The organism is Marinomonas sp. BSi20584, assembly GCF_002792415.1.
GTDB classification, from domain to species: domain Bacteria; phylum Pseudomonadota; class Gammaproteobacteria; order Pseudomonadales; family Marinomonadaceae; genus Marinomonas; species Marinomonas polaris.
Map to the genome: position 1 here is coordinate 198,909 of NZ_KZ454868.1, position 24,400 is coordinate 223,308.

At 41.7% G+C, this 24,400-nt stretch carries 21 protein-coding genes; 7 read left to right on the forward strand and 14 right to left on the reverse strand.

All coding sequences use genetic code 11. The features are described from left to right. Window positions 1-9: 9 nt before the first annotated feature. Window positions 10-1,131: an ABC transporter ATP-binding protein gene (locus tag TY87_RS00970; protein ID WP_100185672.1), complete on the forward strand. Its 1,122-nt coding sequence runs from the start codon at window positions 10-12 to the stop codon at window positions 1,129-1,131. A gap of 64 nt (window positions 1,132-1,195) precedes the next feature. On the opposite strand, the gene TY87_RS00975 is transcribed toward TY87_RS00970, so the two are convergent. From TY87_RS00975 to TY87_RS00985, 3 genes are all read right to left on the reverse strand, one after another. After that, window positions 1,196-1,618: a gamma-glutamylcyclotransferase family protein gene (locus TY87_RS00975; RefSeq protein ID WP_100185673.1), complete on the reverse strand. Its 423-nt coding sequence runs from the start codon at window positions 1,616-1,618 to the stop codon at window positions 1,196-1,198. A 65-nt stretch (window positions 1,619-1,683) separates the two neighbouring features. Further along, window positions 1,684-3,081, reverse strand: a complete 1,398-nt coding sequence (locus tag TY87_RS00980) for a sensor domain-containing diguanylate cyclase (protein WP_100185674.1) — start codon at window positions 3,079-3,081, stop codon at window positions 1,684-1,686. Between the two features lie 267 nt (window positions 3,082-3,348). Beyond that, the gene (locus tag TY87_RS00985; RefSeq protein ID WP_072840003.1) at window positions 3,349-4,554 is read right to left on the reverse strand and encodes an MFS transporter; all 1,206 of its coding nucleotides are present in this window, start codon (window positions 4,552-4,554) and stop codon (window positions 3,349-3,351) included. A 110-nt stretch (window positions 4,555-4,664) separates the two neighbouring features. Here TY87_RS00985 and TY87_RS00990 point away from each other — a divergent pair, with 110 nt between their 5' ends. Together TY87_RS00990 and TY87_RS00995 are read left to right on the forward strand one after the other, a co-directional pair. Then, a complete protein-coding gene (locus TY87_RS00990) occupies window positions 4,665-5,651 on the forward strand; it encodes an AraC family transcriptional regulator (protein WP_100185675.1) in 987 nt (328 codons plus the stop codon). 145 nt (window positions 5,652-5,796) lie between these two features. Further along, window positions 5,797-6,861 carry an FAD:protein FMN transferase gene (locus tag TY87_RS00995; RefSeq protein WP_100185676.1) on the forward strand — a complete coding sequence of 355 codons (1,065 nt, stop codon included), beginning with the start codon at window positions 5,797-5,799 and terminating at the stop codon, window positions 6,859-6,861. Window positions 6,862-6,953: 92 nt separating this feature from the next. Here TY87_RS00995 and TY87_RS01000 read toward each other — a convergent pair whose 3' ends face one another. The 11 genes from TY87_RS01000 to TY87_RS01050 all read right to left on the reverse strand — a co-directional run bounded on the left by TY87_RS01000 (window position 6,954) and on the right by TY87_RS01050 (window position 20,159). Continuing rightward, the gene (locus TY87_RS01000) at window positions 6,954-8,576 is read right to left on the reverse strand and encodes a HAMP domain-containing methyl-accepting chemotaxis protein (RefSeq protein ID WP_100185677.1); all 1,623 of its coding nucleotides are present in this window, start codon (window positions 8,574-8,576) and stop codon (window positions 6,954-6,956) included. 672 nt (window positions 8,577-9,248) lie between these two features. Further along, complete coding sequence (locus TY87_RS01005; RefSeq protein WP_100185678.1) at window positions 9,249-9,569, reverse strand: hypothetical protein; 321 nt, start codon at window positions 9,567-9,569, stop codon at window positions 9,249-9,251. Between the two features lie 61 nt (window positions 9,570-9,630). Further along, window positions 9,631-10,320 carry a helix-turn-helix transcriptional regulator gene (locus tag TY87_RS01010; protein WP_100185679.1) on the reverse strand — a complete coding sequence of 230 codons (690 nt, stop codon included), beginning with the start codon at window positions 10,318-10,320 and terminating at the stop codon, window positions 9,631-9,633. 145 nt (window positions 10,321-10,465) lie between these two features. Beyond that, complete coding sequence (locus TY87_RS01015; RefSeq protein ID WP_232617029.1) at window positions 10,466-10,813, reverse strand: DUF3024 domain-containing protein; 348 nt, start codon at window positions 10,811-10,813, stop codon at window positions 10,466-10,468. A 293-nt stretch (window positions 10,814-11,106) separates the two neighbouring features. Continuing rightward, window positions 11,107-11,475, reverse strand: a complete 369-nt coding sequence (locus TY87_RS01020) for a pentapeptide repeat-containing protein (RefSeq protein WP_072839996.1) — start codon at window positions 11,473-11,475, stop codon at window positions 11,107-11,109. A 250-nt stretch (window positions 11,476-11,725) separates the two neighbouring features. After that, window positions 11,726-12,901, reverse strand: a complete 1,176-nt coding sequence (gene uxuA, locus TY87_RS01025; protein ID WP_100185681.1) for a mannonate dehydratase — start codon at window positions 12,899-12,901, stop codon at window positions 11,726-11,728. 1 nt (window position 12,902) lies between these two features. Continuing rightward, a complete protein-coding gene (locus TY87_RS01030; RefSeq protein ID WP_100185682.1) occupies window positions 12,903-14,411 on the reverse strand; it encodes a mannitol dehydrogenase family protein in 1,509 nt (502 codons plus the stop codon). A 32-nt stretch (window positions 14,412-14,443) separates the two neighbouring features. Continuing rightward, window positions 14,444-15,850 (reverse strand): glucuronate isomerase, encoded by a 1,407-nt coding sequence (gene uxaC / locus TY87_RS01035; protein WP_100185683.1) that lies wholly within the window; start codon window positions 15,848-15,850, stop codon window positions 14,444-14,446. A 14-nt stretch (window positions 15,851-15,864) separates the two neighbouring features. Continuing rightward, window positions 15,865-18,264, reverse strand: a complete 2,400-nt coding sequence (locus tag TY87_RS01040; protein ID WP_100185684.1) for a glycoside hydrolase family 31 protein — start codon at window positions 18,262-18,264, stop codon at window positions 15,865-15,867. 44 nt (window positions 18,265-18,308) lie between these two features. Next, window positions 18,309-19,607, reverse strand: a complete 1,299-nt coding sequence (locus TY87_RS01045; RefSeq protein ID WP_100185685.1) for a TRAP transporter large permease — start codon at window positions 19,605-19,607, stop codon at window positions 18,309-18,311. Between the two features lie 81 nt (window positions 19,608-19,688). Next, entirely contained in the window at window positions 19,689-20,159 is a 471-nt protein-coding gene (locus tag TY87_RS01050; RefSeq protein ID WP_100185686.1) for a TRAP transporter small permease, read from the reverse strand. Between the two features lie 216 nt (window positions 20,160-20,375). Between TY87_RS01050 and TY87_RS01055 the strand changes: the two genes are divergently transcribed. The 4 genes from TY87_RS01055 to TY87_RS01070 all read left to right on the forward strand — a co-directional run bounded on the left by TY87_RS01055 (window position 20,376) and on the right by TY87_RS01070 (window position 24,387). After that, window positions 20,376-21,368: a TRAP transporter substrate-binding protein gene (locus TY87_RS01055; protein ID WP_100185687.1), complete on the forward strand. Its 993-nt coding sequence runs from the start codon at window positions 20,376-20,378 to the stop codon at window positions 21,366-21,368. A gap of 135 nt (window positions 21,369-21,503) precedes the next feature. After that, window positions 21,504-22,280 (forward strand): FCD domain-containing protein, encoded by a 777-nt coding sequence (locus TY87_RS01060; RefSeq protein ID WP_072839988.1) that lies wholly within the window; start codon window positions 21,504-21,506, stop codon window positions 22,278-22,280. Between the two features lie 198 nt (window positions 22,281-22,478). Beyond that, window positions 22,479-23,969, forward strand: coding sequence for a sensor histidine kinase (locus tag TY87_RS01065; RefSeq protein WP_072839987.1), 1,491 nt, complete (start codon window positions 22,479-22,481; stop codon window positions 23,967-23,969). After that, window positions 23,962-24,387 carry a response regulator gene (locus tag TY87_RS01070; protein ID WP_100185688.1) on the forward strand — a complete coding sequence of 142 codons (426 nt, stop codon included), beginning with the start codon at window positions 23,962-23,964 and terminating at the stop codon, window positions 24,385-24,387. The genes TY87_RS01065 and TY87_RS01070 overlap by 8 nt, the downstream gene beginning before the upstream one ends. Window positions 24,388-24,400 lie beyond the last annotated feature (13 nt).

The window sequence follows — 24,400 nt, forward strand, 5'->3', positions numbered from 1 at the left end:
AAGAATCCCGTGGCTTCTGTTGAATTTAAACATATTGAAAAAATCTACCCAGGCAATGTACACACAGTTAAAGACTTCAATTTAAAAATTAATGACGGCGAGTTCATTGTCTTTCTAGGCCCATCTGGCTGTGGAAAATCAACGACATTGCGTATGCTAGCTGGCCTAGAAGACATTTCCGGTGGCGAAATTCTTATCAATAACAAAGTCGTTAATGATCTTGAACCGATAGAACGCGACATAGCTATGGTGTTCCAAAGTTATGCTCTTTACCCACACATGTCGGTTTACCAAAACATTGCTTTTGCACTGAAACTCGCTGGATTAAGCAAAGCAGAGATAGAGGAAAAAGTACGCCCTGTTGCCGACATGCTGCAACTGACGCCGTTACTGGATCGCAAACCTAGAGCACTATCTGGCGGGCAACGTCAGCGTGTTGCAATGGGACGCGCTATGGTGCGAACGCCAGAGGTATTTTTATTCGATGAGCCGCTCTCTAACCTTGATGCCAAACTGCGTAATTCCATGCGTACCGAGATCAAAACGCTGCATAAAAAAATGAAGAAAACCACCATCTATGTGACACACGATCAAGTGGAAGCCATGACGCTGGCTGACCGTATCGTAATATTACGTGATGGCAAAGTCGAACAAGTTGGTACGCCAAGGGAGATCTATCACTCCCCTGCAAATAAGTTTGTCGCAGGGTTTATTGGCAGTCCAGCCATGAACTTTATTCCGGTTGAATTAGCCAAGGATGAAGGCTGGCATGTTGATATTGCAGGACAAAAGCTAAACTTACTCGGTGACGTTGACGATAATCAAACCAATACAAAAGCCACTCTTGGCATTCGTCCCTGTGATATTCATATCACGCCAGATTTGCTTACCAATCCATTGGTCATCAAAGGCACAGTGGAGAACTTAGAACTGCTTGGTTCAACCATACAGCTGACAAGTCGATTAGGGGATAGTCAGATTACCGTTGAAGCTCCATCAAGCCATATGGTAAACGAAGACGAAGTGGCCAATTTCTATATTGATGAATCTCGCCTGCACCTGTTCAGTGATCAATCAGACCTATCTATTTATAAACCGAAAGGTAAGCCAGAATCCGTCATCAATAATTAGCCGATCAGCGAGTGCTGATCGATGGATATATTGGCAAGCTCATGTACGAGCTTGCCTCGCTCATTTATTTGATATTCCGACTACGATAGAGCGCTGCATGCTCAAGGCAATAATCGCCAGCTAGCTCTTGCATAACCTGAACATCTTGTAGCATTTCAGGTGGTTTGCCATAGGCTAAGACGTTTATTTCATCACCAGACTCTAGGCAGATTACTGGAATACTGACTTTACGATAACCGTCTATGGCGGTGATTCTTTCCAGCGCATCCATTTCTGCTAAGACGTCATCTGATACTTCAAATACCTGCCCTTTCACTGGATAGCCTTCGCCTGACAGTAAAACAAGCCAAGGCGAAAATCGTTCACCAACAAGGTATAACGGATAACGCTCTTTGGTTTTAAAGTCGCCGCGGTAACGAATACCTTTGTTTGTTTTAAAATTCGGAAAACCTTCTTTCAACGTCCCAAAGACAAAAACCTTATGCACGAAATATGCTCCTTAAAAATGCTTATCCACCGCAGAAAAATGAAGCTATTTTATGGTTTTACCACCTATCCCAAAGAAACTTCACAACGATTTCTGCCATTCTTCTTAGCTAGATAAAGCGCCTCATCCGCGCGTTTAATCACATCTTCAATGCTTTTATCAGCGGGGGCTACTTCTGATAAACCAATACTAATCGTGAATTCAATTTTTTCTGATTCGTACATAAAACATTCCATAGAAATGTTCTTGCGTAACGTTTCGCAGAAAACTAATGCGTAATCTAAATCTGTATACGGCAGAAAAACAATAAACTCCTCTCCTCCCCATCTAGCTATAATATCGCTTTCCCTGCAGCTCTTTGCACACAAATTTGAAAGAGCTTTTAAAATTACATCTCCTGCCTGATGACCATGCACATCATTTACATGCTTAAAGTAATCAATATCTAAAAACGCAACTATTAATGGAACTTGACTATGCTGAGCCAAATGGAACAATTCTTGAGCTATATCAGATGCAGAACGTCGATTACGCAATCCAGTTAACGAATCAAAATAAGCCAGCGACTCAAGTTGTTGATTCAAACTAACAAGCTCTATCTGCTGAAGCTGCGACTTCCTTTCATAAATAAAGGCAAAATAACTTAGTAGACTAGCCATCAATAAAATAAGGCCATGGTATAAAAAATCATCAGTTAGACTCTCAAAGTGATATTCAACAGAAAGAAGCCACTCACCATTAGGCACTAGCACGGGGTACTGCATTGCTTGATTTGATATGGGTTGTATTGATGCTGCAATAATGGGTTGAGTCAATGAGTCTGGATTACTGCCAATAAGCTGATAATTTAGGCCAAGATCATCAAGACCTGACAACAAATCCCCCATAAGCTCTTCGACATAAATCAGCGCAATCGTAAACCCCCAAAATGTTTCTTGCTGATTTTTATATCTAAACACTGGCTTTCTGGCGATCACCGCTAGACGATTGTTTTGAATCAAACGTACTGGCCCAATAAATGTAAGCTCTTTGCTATCGACTGCTATTCTCGCTCCTATACTACGCTTAGGATCATGTAACAAATCATGTCCGATAGCCTGCTCATTGCCTTCTAATGGAAAAATATCCATAACTATGCCGCCTGGCGCTAATTGAAGGTTACTTACATTTTCATTAATTGAAAGGATCTCTCTACTCCAATCATTAAAATTTGTTGTTGCGAAATGATCCTGTCTCAGCAACGTTTCAAGCATGCTTGTTGCTGACGTAACAACAATAATTTCTTTTTGTATCACTTCAGAAAGCGTTTTAGTAAGAGTATCGACATACTTTTTTTGCTCTTCTAGTTTGTCTTTTTTAAAAAAGACAAAGGCATATTCTCCTAACATTAAAACGGTTAACAAAGTAACCAAAGGATAAAGTATAAGTCTTTTAACGTTGATGGTTTTGCTAACCGATTTCATAGACTGAGTCGAAGTCCTACTGCCAATAAGATACCGATACTAGGTCAAAGTAAGCTATAAGAATATATCTCTACACAAATAAGCAACGATCTTTTGGTAATAAATCGAACGGGCTACTGGCTTGCTAATGACATGTCTCGGTTTACGGTTATTAATTAACTAACTCTTTACAACAACGCGCATTGAGCCGCCAATATCAAATGGATAAAAATCACCCCGATTATGATGAAATAATCGGGGTGATTTGAGTCATTAGAGAGAGGATATTTAAACGCTTTGTGCGACTTTTACTGGATCAGTTCGCAAACCAAACGTGACAATAATGGCGGCAGCCAGAAGTATCAGAGCGGCGATTGTAAAGACACCAAACGCACCACTAACATCAAAAACAAGCCCACCTGCTGCTGCACCGGTTGCAATACCAACTTGAATAGCAGCAACCAGAAGTCCACCACCACTTTCGGCTTCATCAGGAACACTGCGTGTAATCCAAGTCGACCAAGCAACTGGCACACCACCAAACGCCATTCCCCAGATAGCCACCAATATAGCCGTTGGTGCAACAGCGCCCTGGATACTGACCATACCAATTCCAGCCAAACCAATGATCAACGGCATAAGCGTAAGGGTTAGGCGCAATGATCGCGCAATCAAGGCTCCGGCTATATAAGTACCAATGAAATTAGCAACACCAAAACCCAATAAAATACCCGAAATACCAGCAGTTGCGACACCTGTCACATTTTCAAGAAACGGCCGAACGTAGGTAAATAAAGCGAAATGCCCCGTAAAAATAAGCACCAGCATTAACAGGCCGAATTTCATTCGAGGGCGATTCATCACCGCGATCAGGGTACCTAATGTTGCTCGGCCACGCGGTTGCATTCTCGGCAAAGTAGCAAACTGGACAGCAAGGACCAGAACACCAAGCAAGGCTACCAACAGGAAAACATTACGCCAGCCGATAGTACCACCAAGATAACTGCCGAGCGGAGCAGCAAATATAGTGGCTGCCGAAACGCCGCTAAACAGAATAGCTAACGCACGAGGAATGTCTTTATCAGGAACCAACCGCATAACAATGGCGGCAGCCATGGTCCAAAAACCACCAAGTGCAATGCCAAGTAGTACACGACCAGCTAACAACAGGAAGAAATTAGGTGCGAGAGCAACCAAAATATTCGAGATAATTAACAGCACTGAAAATCCCAGTAAAACATAACGGCGATCCATTCTGCGGGTAACAGTAGCGGTCAAAAGACTGGCAAATACCGCAAGAATAGCGGTAGCCGAAACGGCTTGGCCTGCCATCCCTTCAGTAATCGAAAGATCGGAAGCCATTGGTGTTAGAAGGCTTGCTGGCAGAAACTCCGCCGTAACTAACCCAAAAACACCTAACGTCATGGCTATTACTGCCCCCCAAGCAGGTACGTCTTGTACCTGCGCCGGAGACGCATTTAATGTATTCGTCATCGAAAGTCCTCTTGAAATGAATGTTTGTATATTGCGTACAGAATAATATGGACAGACCAGACGATATATACCAATATGTCTTAAATTCATACCATATCGTCCGGAGAACTATGCAACCGTCCTCGACAAACAACATCACCAATGAAGCCCGACACGATATGATGAACGAACTTCTGTCTGGCGTACGCCTTAAGGGCCTTGAATACAGACGAGTCGAAATTTCCGCTCCGTTTGGCCTGCAATTTGGAGAGGAATCAGATAAAAGATTGGCGTACTTTCATTTCATTGGACAGGGTTCAGCATTTTTACGAACTCGAAGCGGAGCTGTACACCAGCTTGCATGCGGTGATGCAGTATTAATGCCTTGTGCAGGAACCCATGATCTTTATAGCGAAGATGGTGTGCCGCTAGTCAGTATTAATGCCTTTGAAAAAGTGCAATTATGTGATGCCACGTCAGAAATAAGCGTTTGCAACACTGAAATATGCCGATCAAAGAACAATTTTATTTTCAGTTGCGCCATGGAATTCGACTTGGGCTGGTTTCATCCGTTAGCTCATTTGAAGCCAGAAGTAATGCATATTGAAACGGTACCAGATTATGATCCGCAAATTCCTGCCATCCTCGATGTGATGACCAAGGAATTGAAGGCTAAACGACCAGGATATAGCGTAATTTTGACACGACTTGCCGATGTAGTGGCTGCTGCCATTTTACGTCGCTGGGTAGAGATTGGATGCAATGTATGCGGCTGGGTTGAAGCAATGCGCGACCCGAAACTCGCACAGGTTTTATCTGCCCTGCATCATGAACCTGGACGACAATGGTCGGTGGCAGATATGGCGTCAGAAATGGGGGTATCACGATCTGTCTTTGCTGAACGCTTTACCGAATTAACCCATTCCACACCACAGCAATATTTAGGCAACCTACGCATGCGCCTAGCAAGTCAGTGGATCAGCCAAGATAACCTGTCACTTGACGAAATTGCCGATCGACTTGGCTATGGCTCTGCGGCTTCATTTAGTCGAGCCTTCAAACGAATGACAGGAATATCGCCCGGTGCTGTAAGAAGTGGCCTTCTTCCAGAACTTTAAGAGTCAAAGATAAATATCCGGTTGCAGTGAAGCAAGAAATTTAGCAAAAATGCACATTAGTGTGGATGCTAGGCAGTTTGATAGAGTTGATCATAAACGGCTGATAAACTTATCGCGTTTTATTTCTTAACAAGGCTTATATTGTATGGCTACATCCACAAAATCTCGCTTTAATCCCACCGCTATTACGGGTTTTAGCGCCCTACTGATGACGACTTTTTTAGTGGGTTGCAGTGAACCACCAAAACTTGAAACTGTTGAAGGTTATGCCCAAGGCACGACGTATCAAATAAGCTTTTGGTCTGAAGACGCGGTTCCAGTCACCGAGGTGCAAGCGGCGTTTAACGATACGCTTGCCCAAATAGACAAAGAGCTTTCTACTTATCGTCCTGATTCTTTCATTTCCGAATTCAACCGTAGCCCATCTGTAGCTTGGCAGCCAGTCTCTCAAGACTTTGTCGAGCTTGTCCAAATTGCCCAAGATATACATACAAAATCGGAAGGTTGTTACGACCCAACTATTGGACCTTTGTTCGATTTATGGGGGTTCAAAACCGACAAACTTCATGTGCCTACACCAGAAGAACTTGTTGCACTTACATCTGAACTCGGCATTGATAAAATTGAAGTAGATGAAGAAAATTTACGCGTTCGTAAAACTCGTCCTTTTTTACAGCTTGATTTCTCCTCTATGGGCGAAGGCTACACTATTGGCAAGTTAAGCCATGTATTAGAATCCAAAGGCTACCAAAACTACATGGTGCAATTTGGTGGTGACATGAAGATTAAAGGACACAAGCCTAATGGCGATAAATGGCGAGTGGCCATTCAGAGCCCTATTCCTTCTGCCGAAGGCGGCCCAAAAGTCTATCAAGTTATTACTGTCAAAAATGAAGATGGCGTTACGCTAGATACATCAGGTACTTATAACCGTCACTTTGATGATAACGGTGTCGAGTATTCTCACATCATCAACCCAAGCACAGGCAAACCCATTACTCATAATCTTATATCGGCATCTGTGTTTGGCACGGACCCTAGAGTTAGCGATGCGTGGGCAACCACTATGTTATGTCTAGGCCCTGTAGAGGGTGCGAAAATCGCTAAGAATGAAAATCTAGAAGTCTTCTTCATTGAAAGAAAGAACGACAAACTGGTTAACTCCAGCAGCGCAGCTTTGCTTAAAACAGACCGTGTGAAATTTGACTAATAAGTTACTTGGCTGAAATAAAAAAGACCGAGTAGCGCCTGCTACTCGGTCTTTTATCAGCTTGTGTGAATCGCTATTTAATAGCTAAAACTTTATAGCTTAAAACGATTCGTTAACCCACTTAGGTTTTCTGCAAGTCGGGCAAGATCTAAACTCGCTGCACTGGATTGATTTGCTCCAGCAACCGCTTCATTCGCAATATCACGAATAGCTAACAAGTTTTTATCTACTTCTCGTGCAACAAGAGCTTGTTCTTCGGCAGAACTTGCAATAGCAATGTTTTGGTCATTAATTCGAGAAACAGACTCTGCGATAGATTTAAGCGCTTCCCCAGACAAATTAGCAATCTCCAATGTGGCGTTGGCTTTTTCATGGCTGCGCTGCATTGAACTTACAGTAAGATCCGTTCCGCTTTGCACAGATTGAATCATTACTTCAATATCTTTTGTCGACTCTTGAGTACGATGTGCTAATGCACGTACTTCATCTGCCACAACAGCAAAACCTCGACCTGTTTCGCCAGCACGAGCCGCTTCAATCGCTGCGTTCAGTGCCAATAAGTTCGTTTGGTCTGCGATACCACGAATTACATCTAGCACCGAACCAATGCTGCTAACTTGCCCTGCTAGATCATTAACGCCTTGAGTTGTAGTCTTCAACTCGGTCAATAAAGACTGAATGGTTTTTATGGTTTGTTGAACTTGATCACGACCTAATTCAGCGCGCTCATCTGCAGTATCAGAATCTTTTGAAGTGGCGACGGCATTACGCGCTACATCTTCCACGGCTGATGTCATTTCGGTAACAGCAGAAACAGCTAACTCTAATTGCTCGTTCTGATGATGCATGTCTTGAGTCGATTTTTCCGTGACGACACTTAACTCTTCTGATGTTGAAGCCAATTGAGTCGCGGCATCTTGGATTTCATTTACCGTTTTAGAAAGCTGCTCAACCGTTTTATTAAAATGACCCGCTAATATACCTAATTCATTACGAGAAACATTTTCTAGACGGATGCTCAAATCACCACTTGATAAGCGAGTCATTGCATTTTGAATATAGGCGACTTGCTGAGTCAATGTGCGCGTAATATAAAATGCAATAATAAGGGCGGCAGCAATAATAACTACGGCGACTATACTAAGCATAGAAGTAGACTCTTGATAAACAACATCACCGTTATCACTCGCAGACTTAGCGCCTTTGCTACTTATAGCAGAAAGTCTATCTAGAAAGGATGAGTACTCATTATACTTTTTAAGTGATTCAGTAAGAAAAAGAGAACGCGCAGCATCATCTTCATCTTGTCTTGAAAGGGTAAAAACTTTATTTTCAATACTTAAATAGTCTTTATAGCTCGCTTCAAATTGTTTTAATAACTTTATTTCTTCATTGTTATCAGACACTAATGCACTGAAGTCTCTGATTGTCTGTTCAATCCTAATCTTTTGCTCTTCTACTACCTTTTCTAATCTTATCTTTTCCTCAGATGTATCATAAAGAATATGAACAGCTTCAGAATTACGTAAATCTGCGGTTTGAGTGTTAATACTTTCAATCAGCTTAACCGATGGAAGCCAGTCTTCTGAAATAATAGTAGATTGGTCATTGATGTTACTCATACGAGTAAAAGAAAATACAAGAACGACAATCAAGCCAAAAATAATCAACCCATAACTAGAAAAAAGCAACACACTTAATTTAACATTTTTCATAAACTATTTATTACATCTCCATTATAAAATAATTTTCCATAATCACCTTCAAACCTACATCTAAAGTTAAAGCTAAAAGAAATAATCACAGAAAAACGCACCAAAATAGAACACTTAAGATTTTATGCATAAAATCGATGCATAATAGCGCCTACTTATTTTGTATTCAATAAATTAATCTATTTAAACGTTCACCCTCAAAAAAACCGATAAAAAAGGAAGAAACAAGCACAAGATTTAAATGTTAAAAACGAAAGAGGGATATCTAATTTATATACAGACATTCCATTTAGTTATCAGAATTTATAATTTTCTTTCAAGCTCGATTCTAAACCAAGAACATTTTATTGACCTTTTAATCGGGCTAATTTCAAGTGGCCAGATTTGACGTTTTTGTAAGTTGCTGAAAATTTAACAATCATGCTCTGATCGGATTTAAATAAGATTTTCTTGATTTTAAGAAAAGGAAAAAGCTATTAGAAGCAACATGTTCTGCAACATAAACTAAGTCATTATCAATGCAGATGCCCTAGAACCAGTACAAAGAATAATGCCGTTTATGAAGTCACTATTCTATTTTTGATTTACCACAAAATTTACTTACCTATCATAGCAAGCCCACAGAAGACAAAAGCAAAGCCGTTGATTTCCTGTGGGCCCTTGGCTAGGTTTTTAATTAATTTTCGACCAGAAAGTCATATTTACGGATTCTTTATCAAGAAGTTCTAAGTATTCTAGCGCCACCTTGTTTCTCAGCCACTGCTGGCAATACTCCTCAGCTTTTTCCTGCGAACTAGCAATCGCCACATCGGCATAAACACCATCCGTTCCACGAACCAGAAAATGAAGAATGAGTTCCTCTTGCTGACTAAGAAATTCGGCTTCTACTTGATGTGATAGTTCTACTAATCTGGTTTCAGTTACGCCTTTTTTAAGCCTAAAGGTCGCAAACTCCATACCGCCAATATTATCTATGTTGTTATTCTTTATCATGTCAGTGCCTCAGTTATGGGTTAAGCTCCAACTCTAAGGCTTCACTACTGACAGCATTGTGTCAGTCAACTTTCGTATTTTTAAATTCAATGTATGCTGACAAAGAAACATCTTTTGGCAAAACACTCGCATCTTCACAAGAATTTAATCTGGTTATGCGGTCCAATCTAAAGTCTCTGTAGTCACCACGCAGCTTGCACCAACCACCTAATGTCCATCGGCTGCCCCAATAGAATAGCCCTAGAGGAAATACAACTCTCGATGTCACGATTTCTGAAAGTGAGTTGTAACCAATATTCAGCCAACATCCTGTTTCTATAGCTGAATGTATTTCCTCCCATACCTGATATGTTGTGGATTCACGATGCCTTACCGGCATCCTAATCACTCGATCTTCGCTGGAAATCATCTTTGACTTTTTAGGCAATGCTGCCTCAATCTTTGACAATAAAGAGTGTGCCGAAGCAGCAAATTTCTTTCCAGTCAAAGACGCCGTAAAACTTACGCCGGCAATCAACGCCTCTAGCTCAATTGGCGTCAACTGTAAGGGTGGTAACTCGAACCCCTCTAGCAACCGATACCCGACACCAGGCTCGCCATAAACGGGTATTCCAGATAAAGACAAATCATCAACATAACGATAAATAGTTCTTTCTGACACCATCAGCTTTTGGGCCAACTGCTTAGCTGTAATGGGTTGGTGCTTACGCAGAATATTGGTTAACTGAAAAAGCCTGTCTGATTTTCGCACTTCCGCCCCCTTTTCCAACTGACATAATGTCTATCCACAGGGACTAGTCTGTTTCAATTTCCGTGAATAAACGTAAAGCCCGTGCCGTAATTAGCATGATAGTCGGCGATATTACTGAACTCTTCTGATAAATGAATAGAAAAAATTACCCAAAGAAGCAAGAGTGTTCATCCTCACTTACAATTTGCAGAAAATCTTCTATCCTACTCACTTCGGGGTTTGAATCGTATCTATGCCATTTCAGATCTTGTTGCATCCAAAATACCTTCCAATAGCCTTTAGTCTTTACAAACGTAGCTTTCGCAACAGGCTTTTCAATTTTTGAGTCTACCGCCTTCCAATGAGGGCGAATTTCAAATAACTCTACGCTTTGGCCGGATATACGATATCCTATATCGACTTGATGTCTAAGATGGGCAGGAGGTCGATTCTTAGCTAAATACTTATCTAACTCAGATTCTGTACGTTTTATCTCAAATTCACTTATTGCCATAGTGTTCTTAGTATCCTGTTTTGCAGATTTTTTAAACCATTGATCTTTGGTGACTTTGTACAAACAATCGTTTTAAGAGGATGGCCAACCAAAATAATCCTCTAGTTTTTGCACTATATCCCAAAACTAGAGACATTTTAATCCTCGATACATTCTCGGTATTAATTAGCGGATATTTGCTGAATCAGTTGCCAAGATAACGTTACGCTTTTGCGAATTGCAAGCGCCTCTCCTCTTCTCTCTATGCTCCAAAGTAGCCCTAATCGTTTCCAGAGCAGCCAATCAGCGACTTATTAGCTATTTTTCTCGTAAGCTTCAAATAAATCACTAACAAGCACACCATTAATTTTCATACCAAGTAAATTTGCATTACTTATCTCGGTATTTTCAAGGTTTAAGTTTGTGAAAGAGGTATTTGACATATTAACATTATTAAATTTTGAACAACTCAAATTGATATTTTCGTAAGTACTATGAGAAAGATTAACATCATCAAACGCACATGCCTCTAAATTTGAATCAGAAAATTTAGCATTCTTTAACTCCACCCAAAATTTCGAATCGGATAGGTTTACACAATCAAATTGAGTGCCACTCATATCAGATTTTGAAAATATAAACCCTTTATACTCTGAGTTTGGAAATGGATTATTGTCCGACATAAATACCTCCTAATATGCAAAAATATTTTTTGCATTCTATTTTACAGATTTATAATCCATGAATAGTAAGAATCTTTTTAATAAAATGCTTTAGTCATAAACTGTTATCTCGATAATAATGTGTTTTTTATTTTTTACAAAAAAAATGATCAAAATATTGGCCGAAAAAAATGCCCTCTGTTCCGCATTGGCACAGAAGGCATTTTTGCATTCAAGCTAGATAACTCTTTAGATTTAGTAATTCACTAGGTTAAAGCGTGCTTTTCAAACCCAGCTCTAAACCACGAACTTCTGCCAAACCTTTCATTCGACCCAGTTTTGAGTAACCCGGTTTTGAGTTCTTTTCTAGGTCATTAAGGATTTGATGGCCGTGGTCTGGTCGCATGGGTATTAGGCTCGGAGCATTGTTGTCGTTACGCTTTTTCTCTTCTATAAGAAGCGCACGAACCACACCAACCATGTCTACGTCGCCACCAAGGTGAGACGCTTCATGGAAGCTACCCGCTACTTCTTCGCGCTTGGTTGATCTTAAGTGAGTGAAGAAAATGTTCGAACCGAAGCGTTGCACCATATCAACCAAGTCGTTATCTGCACGAACACCGTAAGAACCAGTACAAAGAGTAATACCGTTTACAGGGCTTGGCACAGCACCAAGCAACCATTCGATGTCGTCTTTAACAGAGACAACACGCGGCAGGCCAAGAATCGGACGTGGTGGATCATCTGGGTGAATCGCTAAACGCAAGCCGCCTTGTTCTGCCGCTGGCACAATCTCTTCTAAGAAAAGTTTAAGGTGCTCGCGAAGTCTGTCTTTGTCGATGCCAGCGTATTCATCTAATTTTTCGCGGAATTGTTCTATGGTGTAGCTTTCTTCGGACCCAGGAAGGCCTGCGATGATGTTGGCGACTAAGCGGTCTTTATCTTCTGGCTTTAGGTTCTCTAAGAAAATTTTCGCTTGCGCTTTTTCTTCGTCACTGTATTCAGATTCTGCGCCTTTGCGCTCTAGAATATACAACTCAAACGCAGCAAAAGCCGTTTGGTCAAAACGTAAAGCACGAGAGCCATCTGGCAATTCATAATCCAAATCCGTACGTGTCCAATCCAATACCGGCATGAAATTGTAGCACACAGTATCAATGCCACATTCAGCCAAGTTAAGCAGAGTTTGCTTATAGTTTTGAATATACTCTTGGTAATTGCCCGTACGCTTTTTAATATCTTCGTGTACTGGTACGCTTTCTACCACAGACCAACGAAGTGTATGAGCTTCTATCATGGTTTTACGTGCTTTAATTGCTTCTACTGGCCACACTTCGCCATTAGGAATTTCATGTAAAGCTGTTACTACACCCGTTGCACCTGTTTGACGAATATCCGTCAAAGTTGTTTCATCATTTGGTCCAAACCAACGCCATGTATGTTCCATTTTATCCTCCGAGATTCGCTGTGTTGTTATTTAATAGTCTGTTGTTAAATGACAGACATTCAGCAACACCGCTTGAAATAATTGTTTGATAAGCATTCAGCACAGCATGAGAAAAAATCTCGTTCTGGCTGAGTTTTGTAGAGAAAATATCGTTCAGTTTTAAGGCTTCATGGACCAAGCTTTCAGGGTCAAAGCAACGACTATGAAGGTCGCTTAATGTTTGTGCCATTGGGTCATCAACCTTATGTTGATGGCCTTCAAGGTCTTCACCTCGTACATAAAATAGCCAAGCAGCCACACCAAGAGCTGTTGCGGCAAGACCCGCTTTATCAGCACTCTTGTTAGAACCTTTATTCGCTAACAGTTCTTCCGCACCATTTAACCAGCGCTGAGGAATTTTCTGAGAGCCATCCATCGCAATTTGCGACAATTGATGCTGCAAACTGTCATTGGCAAAACGACTGATTAAGCCCTCAATGTATTCATGAACCTTTACTTCTTCTGGTAAATCCAGCGTTGGAGCTGCTTCAACGCTCATATAGTGACGAATCAAGCTGGCGAACTTTTCATCCGCAACCGCTTGAGCTACGGTTTTATATTTGGCCGCCAACCCAACATAAGCGAGCAATGAATGACTGCCGTTTAACAGGCGCAGTTTCATGGTTTCAAACGGGTGAACGTCCTTTACCATTTGCACACCGTCATGCTCCCAATCTGGTCGACCTTGCGGGAAGTTATCTTCTACAACCCATTGGCTAAAGGCTTCACACATCACAGCATTTTGATCGTGACAATTAAGCTCCTTTTGCAATCGCTCGCGGGAATCATCCGACATTGCTGGCACAATTCTGTCCACCATGGAACTTGGGAATGCCACGTTGTCTTCAATCCATTGAGCAAACGCTGCTGAACGATGAGATGCCAACTCACATACCGCTCGACGCGTTAAACTGCCGTTATTCGGCATATTGTCACAAGACAAAATAGTAAACGGCGGTAGATTCAATTCTTTTCTACGATATAAGGCTTCAACCAAGATACCCGGTGCAGTTTTTGGCGTCGTTGGATTCTGGATATCATCCTGAATACTAGGATCGTCCTGACGCAATGTTTTGTCCGCGGGCGCTAGGTAATAGCCTTTTTCAGTAACGGTTAGCGTGACGATTTTTGTCATTGGTGACACGAGCTTTTCAAATAAAGGCTCTTTGTCTGTCCCAGCAAACAAGGCATCACGAATCGAGTTAATTTCACGCAATTCAACATTCTGGCTGTCTTGGTATTCCGCAATATGATAGCGGCAGCTATTGGCTTTAAGCTCGTCAACCAGTTGGCTATTCGAGCGAATATTCACGGCACAAATCCCCCAATTGCCACCTTGATTTCGGTTGAGATTTTTTTCTATATAAACCGCTTGATGCGCACGATGAAAAGCGCCCAATCCAATATGAACAATGCCAACATCCACCTTTTCTGGTGCGTATAAGGTATTTGTTGTTTTTATGCTAATCATGATGATTCCTTATATTTTTAGAGACCAGTACCTTAAAAACCAAAGTACTTTTTGGCATTTTCCGAACAAATCCCTTTTACCATCTCGCCTAATAACGCCATGTCTGCTGGCGCTTCGCCTCGTTCAACCCAACCACCAATCATCTCGCACAACAAACGGCGGAAATACTCATGACGGGTGTAAGATAAGAAGCTACGGGAGTCCGTTAACATGCCGACAAATTGGCTTAACAAGCCCATTTGCGCCACGCTGGTTAGTTGACGTTGCATGCCATCTAGTTGATCGTTGAACCACCAGCCTGACCCGAATTGCACCTTGCCAGCTACGCCACCACCTTGGAAATTACCCGCCATAGTTGCCAACATTTCGTTATGCATTGGGTTTAAGCAATAAAGAATGGTTTTCGGTAGCTCGTCACTTTGATCCAAGGCATTCAAGAAACCAGACAACGGTTCTGCAAAGGCACGATCATCCATGGAGTCAAAACCAGAATCACCACCAATCAGTTTGAACATTCTGGAAGAGTTATTACGACGCGCGCCAATGTGCAGCTGCATCACCCAACCTTTTTTGGCGTATTGCTTACCTAGCCATACTTGAACGGAACTGGAAAATTGTGCGATTTCAAGCTCAGTTAAAGGCTGCTCATTAATACGCTTCGATAAAATAGCGTCCAATTCCGTTTCGCTTGGCTCACTAGCAAAACGCATGATTTCAATGCCGTGGTCGGCACTGCGACAACCATGAGCATCGAATACCTCAAGGCGCTGAGCCAAAGCTGCGATCAAATCACTAAAGCGCTCAATGTTTTTATCAGCCGCTTTACCGAGTTTATTTAAGTAATCTTTGAAGCCAACATGATCGACTTTAAAAGCACGATCAGGACGCCAGCTTGGCGTAACGGCAATATCAAAACTGCTGTCATTGGCAAGAAACTTGTGATGTTCGAGGCTATCGGCGGGGTCGTCTGTGGTGCCAACCATTTTCACGTTCATTTGCTGCATGATGCCGCGTGCGGAAAACTCAGGTTGCTGCAACATTTCATTGCATTGATCCCAAATAACATCGGCCGTTTTAGGCGAAAACAATACATCCGTAATACCAAAAGGACGACGCAATTCTAAATGCGTCCAATGGTAAATAGGGTTACCAATACACTGAGGTACGGTTTTCGACCATGCTTGGTATTTATCTTTGAAGCTCGCATCGCCCGTTATTAAACGCTCTTCAATACCCGCGGCACGCATAGCGCGCCACTTGTAATGATCGCCTTCCAGCCAGATTTCGCCAAGGTCGGTAAAACGACGATTCTCGGCGATTTCTTGAGGGTTCAAATGGCAATGATAGTCATATATTGGCTGATCAGCTGCGTATTCATGGTACAAGCGCTTCGCCGTTTCCGTTGTTAGTAAAAAATCTTCTGTCATAAAGTTTTTCATGTCATTTCCTCGGCTCATATAAGGCTACTAAGAGCGACAGCTTGAGAACGCTCTACTCGCTTACCATTGACATAGAAAGGACGTTGCTCATTTTCTGGCAAGACAAAGCTCATCTCTTTGTAAGCTGGTTGCCATTCACCTTCTCGTGAAATATTGAGATCAATTCGTTCAAGATCGGATTTCAACGTTATGTTCAGCAACAGATACTTGCCATCTAAATAGCCAGTTGAAAGCCCATCGTCATCAAACACGGATAAGTCACGCTGCCCTGCTCCTTTAAATGGGAAAACAAGCAACTGACGTTGGGTGTCTTTTTCTGCATCCACGTGAGCAATGCGATTACTGGTAGTAATCACACTGCCAGCACGTGCAAGCAAAGGAATCTCTTCTAGAGCGGCTGGCAAGGAAATGTCTTGTCCGCCGGCATACCAAGTCTTACGGTGGAAGTCATACCAACCATCACCATTGTCAGGTAAATACACAGAGCGAGTTCGTTGACCTTGCTCCACCACAGACGCCACCAATAGGTCTTTACCTAGCAAAAAGTCATCGCTTTCTTCGTAGGTACGAGCATCGGCCTCGTGGTCCAAAAAGGTCGGACGCAACATAGGTTCATGATGTTTATGCGCTTGCCAAAGTAGATCGTATAAGTAAGGCATCAAACGGTATCGCAACGTCATGGCTTCACGAATGATCGGCGTTACTTCTGGGTACATCCAAGGCTCGTTAACCGTTTTATCATCGTTCCAAGAGTGGATAGTAAAGCGAGGATGCATGACACCGTTTTGAACCCAACGCACGAACAATTCTGGATCTGGACGATCGCCCGAGAAGCCACCTACGTCGTGACCAAGGTTGTACAAACCGGAAAGACTCATGCCAACACCCATGCGTGTGTTGTAACGCAAAGTTTGCCAGCTTGTACGGTTATCGCCACTCCATGTTTGCACATAACGCTGCATACCAGGGCAACCAGAACGAGAGATCAAATATGGTCGCAAGTTAGGGGCAAATTCTACTTGAGCTTCATAAGAAGCACGCATCATTAACAATGGTTGCAATGGACGAATTAGCTTAATCGGCGTCTGCTTACCAAAGCCAAAACAGCGAGCATTACTGTCCCAGACTTCGTATTCGTTGTTGTCATTCCAAGTGGAATCAATGCCCTTTTCAAGCAATTGTTCAGTGACATTCTTTTTCCACCATTGAATAGTATTCGGATTAGTGAAATCCAAATGTGAGCCAGAATCATCCCAAAACTGAGAAGATTCAGGCGCATCAAACTCAGAGTCTTGAATAAATAAATTCTGCGACGCCACTTCTTCGAATCGTGGGTGATCTTGCAACAAACAAGGCTTGATGTTAGCCGCTAATTTAAGGCCAGCCTGATGAAAGTCTGCGCTCAATTTAAGTGGATTTGGCACCTTACTGGTGTTCCAGTTAAAGACATAACGCTTATTACCAATCGAGGTATAACCAGAAGAAAGCTGGAAAGAATCACAAGGCATGCTGTGATTTTCGCAGTGCTTAATAAAGTCACCAAGCTGCTCTTGAGCATTCTCAGCATCCGTATAAAGCATGGTAGAACCGCTGTAGCCAAGGCTCCATTTCGGTCCAAAGATAGTTCGGCCCGTTAGATTCACGTAGGTTTTAGTCACATCAACGACTTTTTCACCGTACATGAAGTAAAAATCTAGATCCCCTTCATCAGCATGATAGCTACGGTAGTAACCATGATAGTTGTCTAGCTCGTTACCCAAATCAAACCAACTGGTTGACAAGTTATCGTAGAAAACCCCGAAACTCGCTTGCTCAGTTTTGGTTATGTAAAAAGGAATATGCTTGTACAGTGGATCGGTATTTTTAGCATCGTAACCCATGGCATCGATATTACGCATTTGGTAGCGAGAGCCATGACGGTTTAGGTCACCGGTTTTCTCTCCCAATCCGTAATACTTTTCAGACAAATCACGCGCCATATAATGGTGAATGTCGTTACTTTGAACACCCAACATATAAGCGCCACTGTGACGATCTGCAGCAAGGTAATGCCATTCACCAGCAGCATCGGCATATTCCCATGTCAGCTTCAATGGTTTCGATAAAGTGACTCGTAGCGACGATGTGACAATGCTTAGCTGGCCATCTTGTTCTGCGACGGTAAAATCTGGGCAAGTAAACCCTTCAGTACTCATCCGGTCGCGGCCTTCCCAACCCATTTCACTGCCATTAAGACTGTCATTAGGGGAAATACACCAGCTATTTTTGAGTTGTAACTTACCGTTCTTTTTTAGCAATACACGAATCACGTTGGATTCTAAAACGAAAAAATGCAAAACATGACGGCCATCACATTCAATGTTGACACGGTTGTCTTCAGCGCCAAGAAGCTTCCAATTATTAATCGGCTTCATAAATATCTATCTCCAAATATCGTTAAAATCTGCAAGCTTCTAAACTAGTATCCAAGTAAAAGCGAAGGTAAAAACAGGCTAATTTCTGGAATGAAAGTTACCGCCAATAACGCCAATACCAACAAACCAAAAATTGGCAATAATGGCTTAATCACTTGGTCGATTTTCACACCGCTCACAGAACAGCCGACAAACAACGCGCTGCCTACAGGAGGAGTACAAATACCAATACATAAATTGAACGTAATGATGATGCCGAAGTGAACAGGATCGATACCAAGCTCTAACGCAATAGGTAGAAAAATAGGCGTGAAGATTAACAATGCAGGCGTCATATCCATGAAGATACCGACAACAAGCAGAATTAAGTTAATAATCAACAAGATGATAATTGGGTTATCAGACAAGGCGAGTAACGCATCACTCACAGCATAAGGAATATCTGCATTTGCCATTGCCCATGCCATCGACATAGACGCACCAATCAACAACATAATCATGGAAGCGGTCATGATGGAGCCAAGAATAATACTCGGCATATCCTTAAGACCCACTTCGCGATAAATAAGCGCCAGCAACAAGGAGTACACAACGGCAATGGCCGATGCTTCTGTCGCAGTAAATACGCCACCAATAATACCGCCCATGATGACAACAATAAGCCCCAAGCTAGGTAAGGCTCTAAAGGTAACTTTACCCGCCTCTCCTAGAGAAATCCTGTCAGATACTGGGTAGTTTTTCTTCTTAGCGACCACAGCAACAGCCAACATGACACAGGCGCCCATCAATAGACCAGGCAAATAGCCACCTAGAAACAAAGCGCTAACAGAAGTGCCACCAGAAATAAGAGAATAGACAATCAGAGCATTACTGGGTGGGATCAACAAACCAGCAGGACTAGAAGTAATGTTTACTGCAGTTGAAAAAACAGGGTCGTAGCCGCTCTTTTTCTGCAACGGCGCCATAGTGCCACCAACCGCCGCGGCAGCAGCAACAGCAGAACCAGAGATTGACCCAAAAAGCATGTTTGCAATGACGTTGACGTGCCCTAAAGAGCCCGGTAAACGCCCAGCAAGCAGCTTGGAAAATTCAATAAGTCGTAGGGCTAAACCGCCTCGATTCATGATATTTCCCGCCAATATGAAAAACGGAATAGCTAATAACGTAAAACTATCCATTCCTGAGGCAAGCTTTTGTGAAACGACAGAAAGTGAAGCATCAAAAGGCAGCGATACCATGATGGATAACAACGAGGAAATCGCGATGGAAAAGGAAATCGGTACACCAAGTACCAACATTGTGAAAAAACTACCGAATAGAACGAGTGCAACTAACCATTCCACGTTTTTTATCCTTATTATTAGAATTTTTAAATCACTAAATAAGGTAACGAATAGACGCTACCGTCTAGCATGTAGAGAATTTTAATCTTGCGTTGGAGCCAAAAGATCGCGTAATAAATAGAGAATCATACAGGCTCCGCTTATCGGAATTGCGGAATAAACCCAGCCCATTTCTAGACCTAAAACTGGAGAAAGCTGCCCATTACTCAGTGTTTTCATTACTAATGAACCGCCACCAAACACCATTATGACAATGGCAAAAAACAGGCCTATTAGAGTAATTACCATTTGCAGAATGGCTTTTTTTCGCCCTTCTAATGCCAATAACATAAAGTCCATCGCCAGATGTTTTTTCTTACCTAAAGTAAATGCAGCGCCTAACAAACCAACCCAAATGAATAGGAATCTAGCTAATTCATCTGTTGAAGTGCTGGGTGCACCTAAAACATAACGAGAGAAAACTTGCCAAACCACGCACGCCACAAGAGTCACCATCAAAGTGACGCAAAATGTAGATAATATGCGGTCAACCACATAAATAAATTTCGTCATTTACCACCTCCAGAAGGGATAAAAAGCCCACAATAGCTTTCACCAATCGACGACATATTGAACCAAACATTAATTTTGGTCAACTAACTTAATTAGATTGGTTGACCAAAATTAATATGCGTGCAATTATGCAAACTCATAACGAAACACCTTGCACTCTTTGCTTATCCGAAAACGTGAAAATAATATAAAAATACAAAAACGGAGATTTCGAAAATGTTAAATATTAAAAAAACTAAGCTGCATGTTGCCTCTGCACTACTCTTAGGTAGCTTGATGGGCGCTTCATCAATGAGTTTCGCTGAAACGCTAAAGCTGAGTCATAATGGCGACACAAAGTCTCCAGTTCACAAAGCACTCAAATTCTTTGCGGATGAAATACAAGAAAAAACTGATGGGGATTTAAAAGTACGCGTCTATCCAAATGGCCAACTAGGCACTCAACGCGAGTCTTTAGAATTGTTGCAAAGCGGCGCGCTAGATATGGCTAAGTCAAATGCCAGTGAGCTTGAATCATTTGATCCTGCTTATGGCGCTTTCAATATCCCTTATATCTTTAGAGATCGCGAACATTTCTATCGCGCACTAGCGAGTGAAGATGTTGGGCAGAAAATTTTAAGTTCTTCTGCAGAATATGGCTTTATTGGTGTCGCTTATTTTGATGCTGGCTCGCGTAATTTTTACACATCTAAGCCTGTACACTCTCCTGCAGATTTGAAAGGCATGAAAATACGTGTTCAACCAAGCCCAAGCGCGATCAAAATGATGGAGCTGATGGGTGCTTCTCCTACGCCACTACCATTTGGTGAATTGTATACTGCTCTACAACAGCGCGTTGTTGATGGTGCAGAAAACAACATTGGCGCAGTAACGACTTATCGTCATGGTGAAGTGGCTAAATATTATACTCGTGATGGCCATGCGATGATTCCTGATGTGCTAGTAATCAGCACTAAAACCTGGGAAAAACTATCAGATAAAAACAAAGCTGCCGTATTAGCTGCTGGTAAAGATGCTACCGCTTATATGAAAAAGATTTGGGGTGAATACACAGAAGAAGAGTTGAAAAAAGCAACTAAAATGGGCGTAGAGATCATTGATGTTGATAAAGACCCTTTCATCAAAGCAGTTGCTCCAATGTTTCAGGAAGCAGAGCAAAACCCTGTTATTGCTCCTTATGTTAAGGCAATAAAAGCACTCGACAAATAAGTTAAATCAAGCGACTCTTATCTTAGTGCTACTGCTGTAGCGGTAAATAAGAGTCGCTCATTATTTGAATGTTTCTTTTTTTAACACATCTATATCTAATCTTTTCATTGAATTGGCTAAATAAAGTAGAAAGCTATGATAAATACTCTTGTAAAACCAAAGCGCCTATACCAAGAGGTGGGACTTAAGTTATACGAGGAACTTAGGCAAGGCCAATATAAGGTAGGAGACCGTTTACCTCCCGAACGCGATATTGCCGAGCAATTAGGCGTGAGCAGAACCTTGCTTCGTGAAGCATTAATCATGCTTGAGCTAATGGAGATTGTCGAAGTCCGCAAAGGCAGTGGCATTTATCTTCTAAAGCAGCCTACTAACATTAAATCATCTGACAAGTTTGAAGAATCTCTAGACAACGATGATGTTGGCCCTTTTGAAATGATGCAAGCAAGGCAGTTGCTGGAAAGTCACGTAGCGGAATTTGCAGCCACCCAAGCAACAAAAAAAGACATCATCAAAATGCGTGATGCTTTGGAGCTCGAAAAACAAAACATTGATACGGCTGATCAAAATCATGCTGCCGACAAACTGTTTCATTTGGCTATTGCCGAAGCAACGCAAAACAGCGTATTGGTCGATCTCGTTGAAAACTTATGGGAACGGCGTGAAAATAGTCCTATGTGGAAACAACTGCATTCACACATTACAGATCAAGCTTATAGAAAAAAATGGTTAGTTGACCATGAAAATATACTTCTTGCGATACAACAAAAGAAGCCTGATATTGCACGCATGGCAATGTGGAGGCATTTAGAAAACGTTAAAGATACACTAATGTTATTATCTGAACATCAAGATCCAAATTTTGATGGGTACCTATTTAGCACCAATCCTGTACAGCTACCCTGCAGCTAATATTCAATATTGTTATTTCAATTATCCCTTATTATCTGAAATTAAGGTTTAATAAGGGAACCCCACCTTTTCTTACCAAACAATTCGCATCATCACATTGTAATAGATACTTTTGTTAACAAATCTAATTATTTGGTCAATTGCTGCTTTACCATTCCTAGACTAACATATTAAATATATTTATATCTGGATTAAAGAATGAGTAACAGCACAACAGAAAACATAAATCCTGTAAGTGACAATACGTTGCAAGGTAATGTTTTTTTGCAACAGTTAGTTACTTGCTTACCCATGGGCGCGATGGTGGTCAGTACTGATGCTAGAATTTTGTTCGTCAATGACACACTCTCCGAAATACTAGGTTATTCATCAGAAGACCTATTAGGGGAAGATATTGATTTTTTACTCCCTATCGAATTTCAGGCTAACCACAAAAAGCTCATGATGCAATTCTTTAGTCAACCCCGTAAACGTCAAATGGGAGTCGGACAAGCCCTTTATGCACGGAAAAAAAATGGTGAACATATTCCAATAGAAATTGGCTTAAATCCGATACAGCAAGAGGGAAAAACCTTTGTCTTGGCGACATTAATTGACCTAACAACAAGACAACGCGCAAGCAATATGCTCAAGAGATCAATACAGGATGCACCTCACGGTGTTTTAGTAGTTGATTCCAATGGGATTATTCACCTAACAAATAGTGCTCTTTGTGAGTCTTTTGGCTATACCTCAGAAGAATTGATAGGCCAGTCGATGGACATACTCCTCCCCCAGCGCTATCGCAAACATCATGATCATTTGCGTCATTCTTTTCATCAAAGCCCAACACCCAGAATGATGGGAGTGGGTCGAGACCTTACCGCACTACATAAAGATGGCCGTGAGTTCCCAGTAGAAATTGGACTCAGTCCCTTTGAAGATGAGGAAGGAAATGACATGGTACTTGTTTCCTTATTAGATATTACGCCAAGAAAACGCATGGAATTGGAACTTCGTGAAACCAACACAAATTTGGAAGAATTTACTTACGTTGCCTCTCATGACTTACGCTCTCCTCTTCGTGGCATCGCGGATTTACTTGAATGGGTTAAAGAAGATCTTGGGCCTGAAGCACTACCTGATGTGACTAGAAACCTCAGCAGAATTGAGGTTCGCATCCAACGCATGGAGCAATTGATTGACAATTTATTAACCTACGCCAGAGCAGGAAAAGTAGACGCTAGCACACAAGAAATTCACGTAAGCACTCTTCTAGACAATATATCTGAACTAATAGTAATACCTGAAGGAATCACTATATCGAGGGATATTCAACTAGAAAACTTTACCTCCGTATGGACTCCTCTTGAAACTGTTATGCGCAATCTCATCAGCAACGCCATTAAGCATCATGACAAAGAAATAGGAACAATTGATATTACTTGTAAAGCTGAGAATAACTTTTGTCATTTTACTATTTGCGATGATGGGCCTGGTATTCCAGAAGCAGCTTTCACACGTATTTTCCGTTTATTCCAAACAGTAACATCCAGTGAACGCAGTGGTACTGGCATTGGCCTTTCAGTAAGCCGCCGCTTGGTAGAAACCTATGGAGGACGCATCAGCGTTGAAGCAAATAAACATCAACGAGGCGTTACTTTTCATGTTTGGTGGCCTCGATTTTTAAGGAAAGACACTCATGATTAAAGAGCTAAGCGTACTCATCGTTGAAGATGACGATGTGGCAGCTGAATCCATCACTCGCGGTCTAAAAAAAGTAGCACCGGATATAAATTTAGTTTTTGCTGAACATGGCAATATAGCAATTGAAATACTTGAAAACAGACATCCAACAAGAGTTTTAAAGTCTCCTTTTTTAGTTCTACTAGACTTAAATATGCCCGTAATGAACGGTTTCGAATTTTTAGAGTACGTTCGTGACGACCCAAATCTAAAGGATACGGTTATTTTCATTCTCACCACATCAAATGATGACAACGACCGTTCTCGAGCCTATGAAAATAACGTGGCAGGATACATGGTGAAATCAGCCGTTGGGCCACAATTTGCGAAACTATCGAACTTACTGGTTGCCTACAGAAATGCTGTCGAACTGAATAGCTGAACGGAGAAATAAT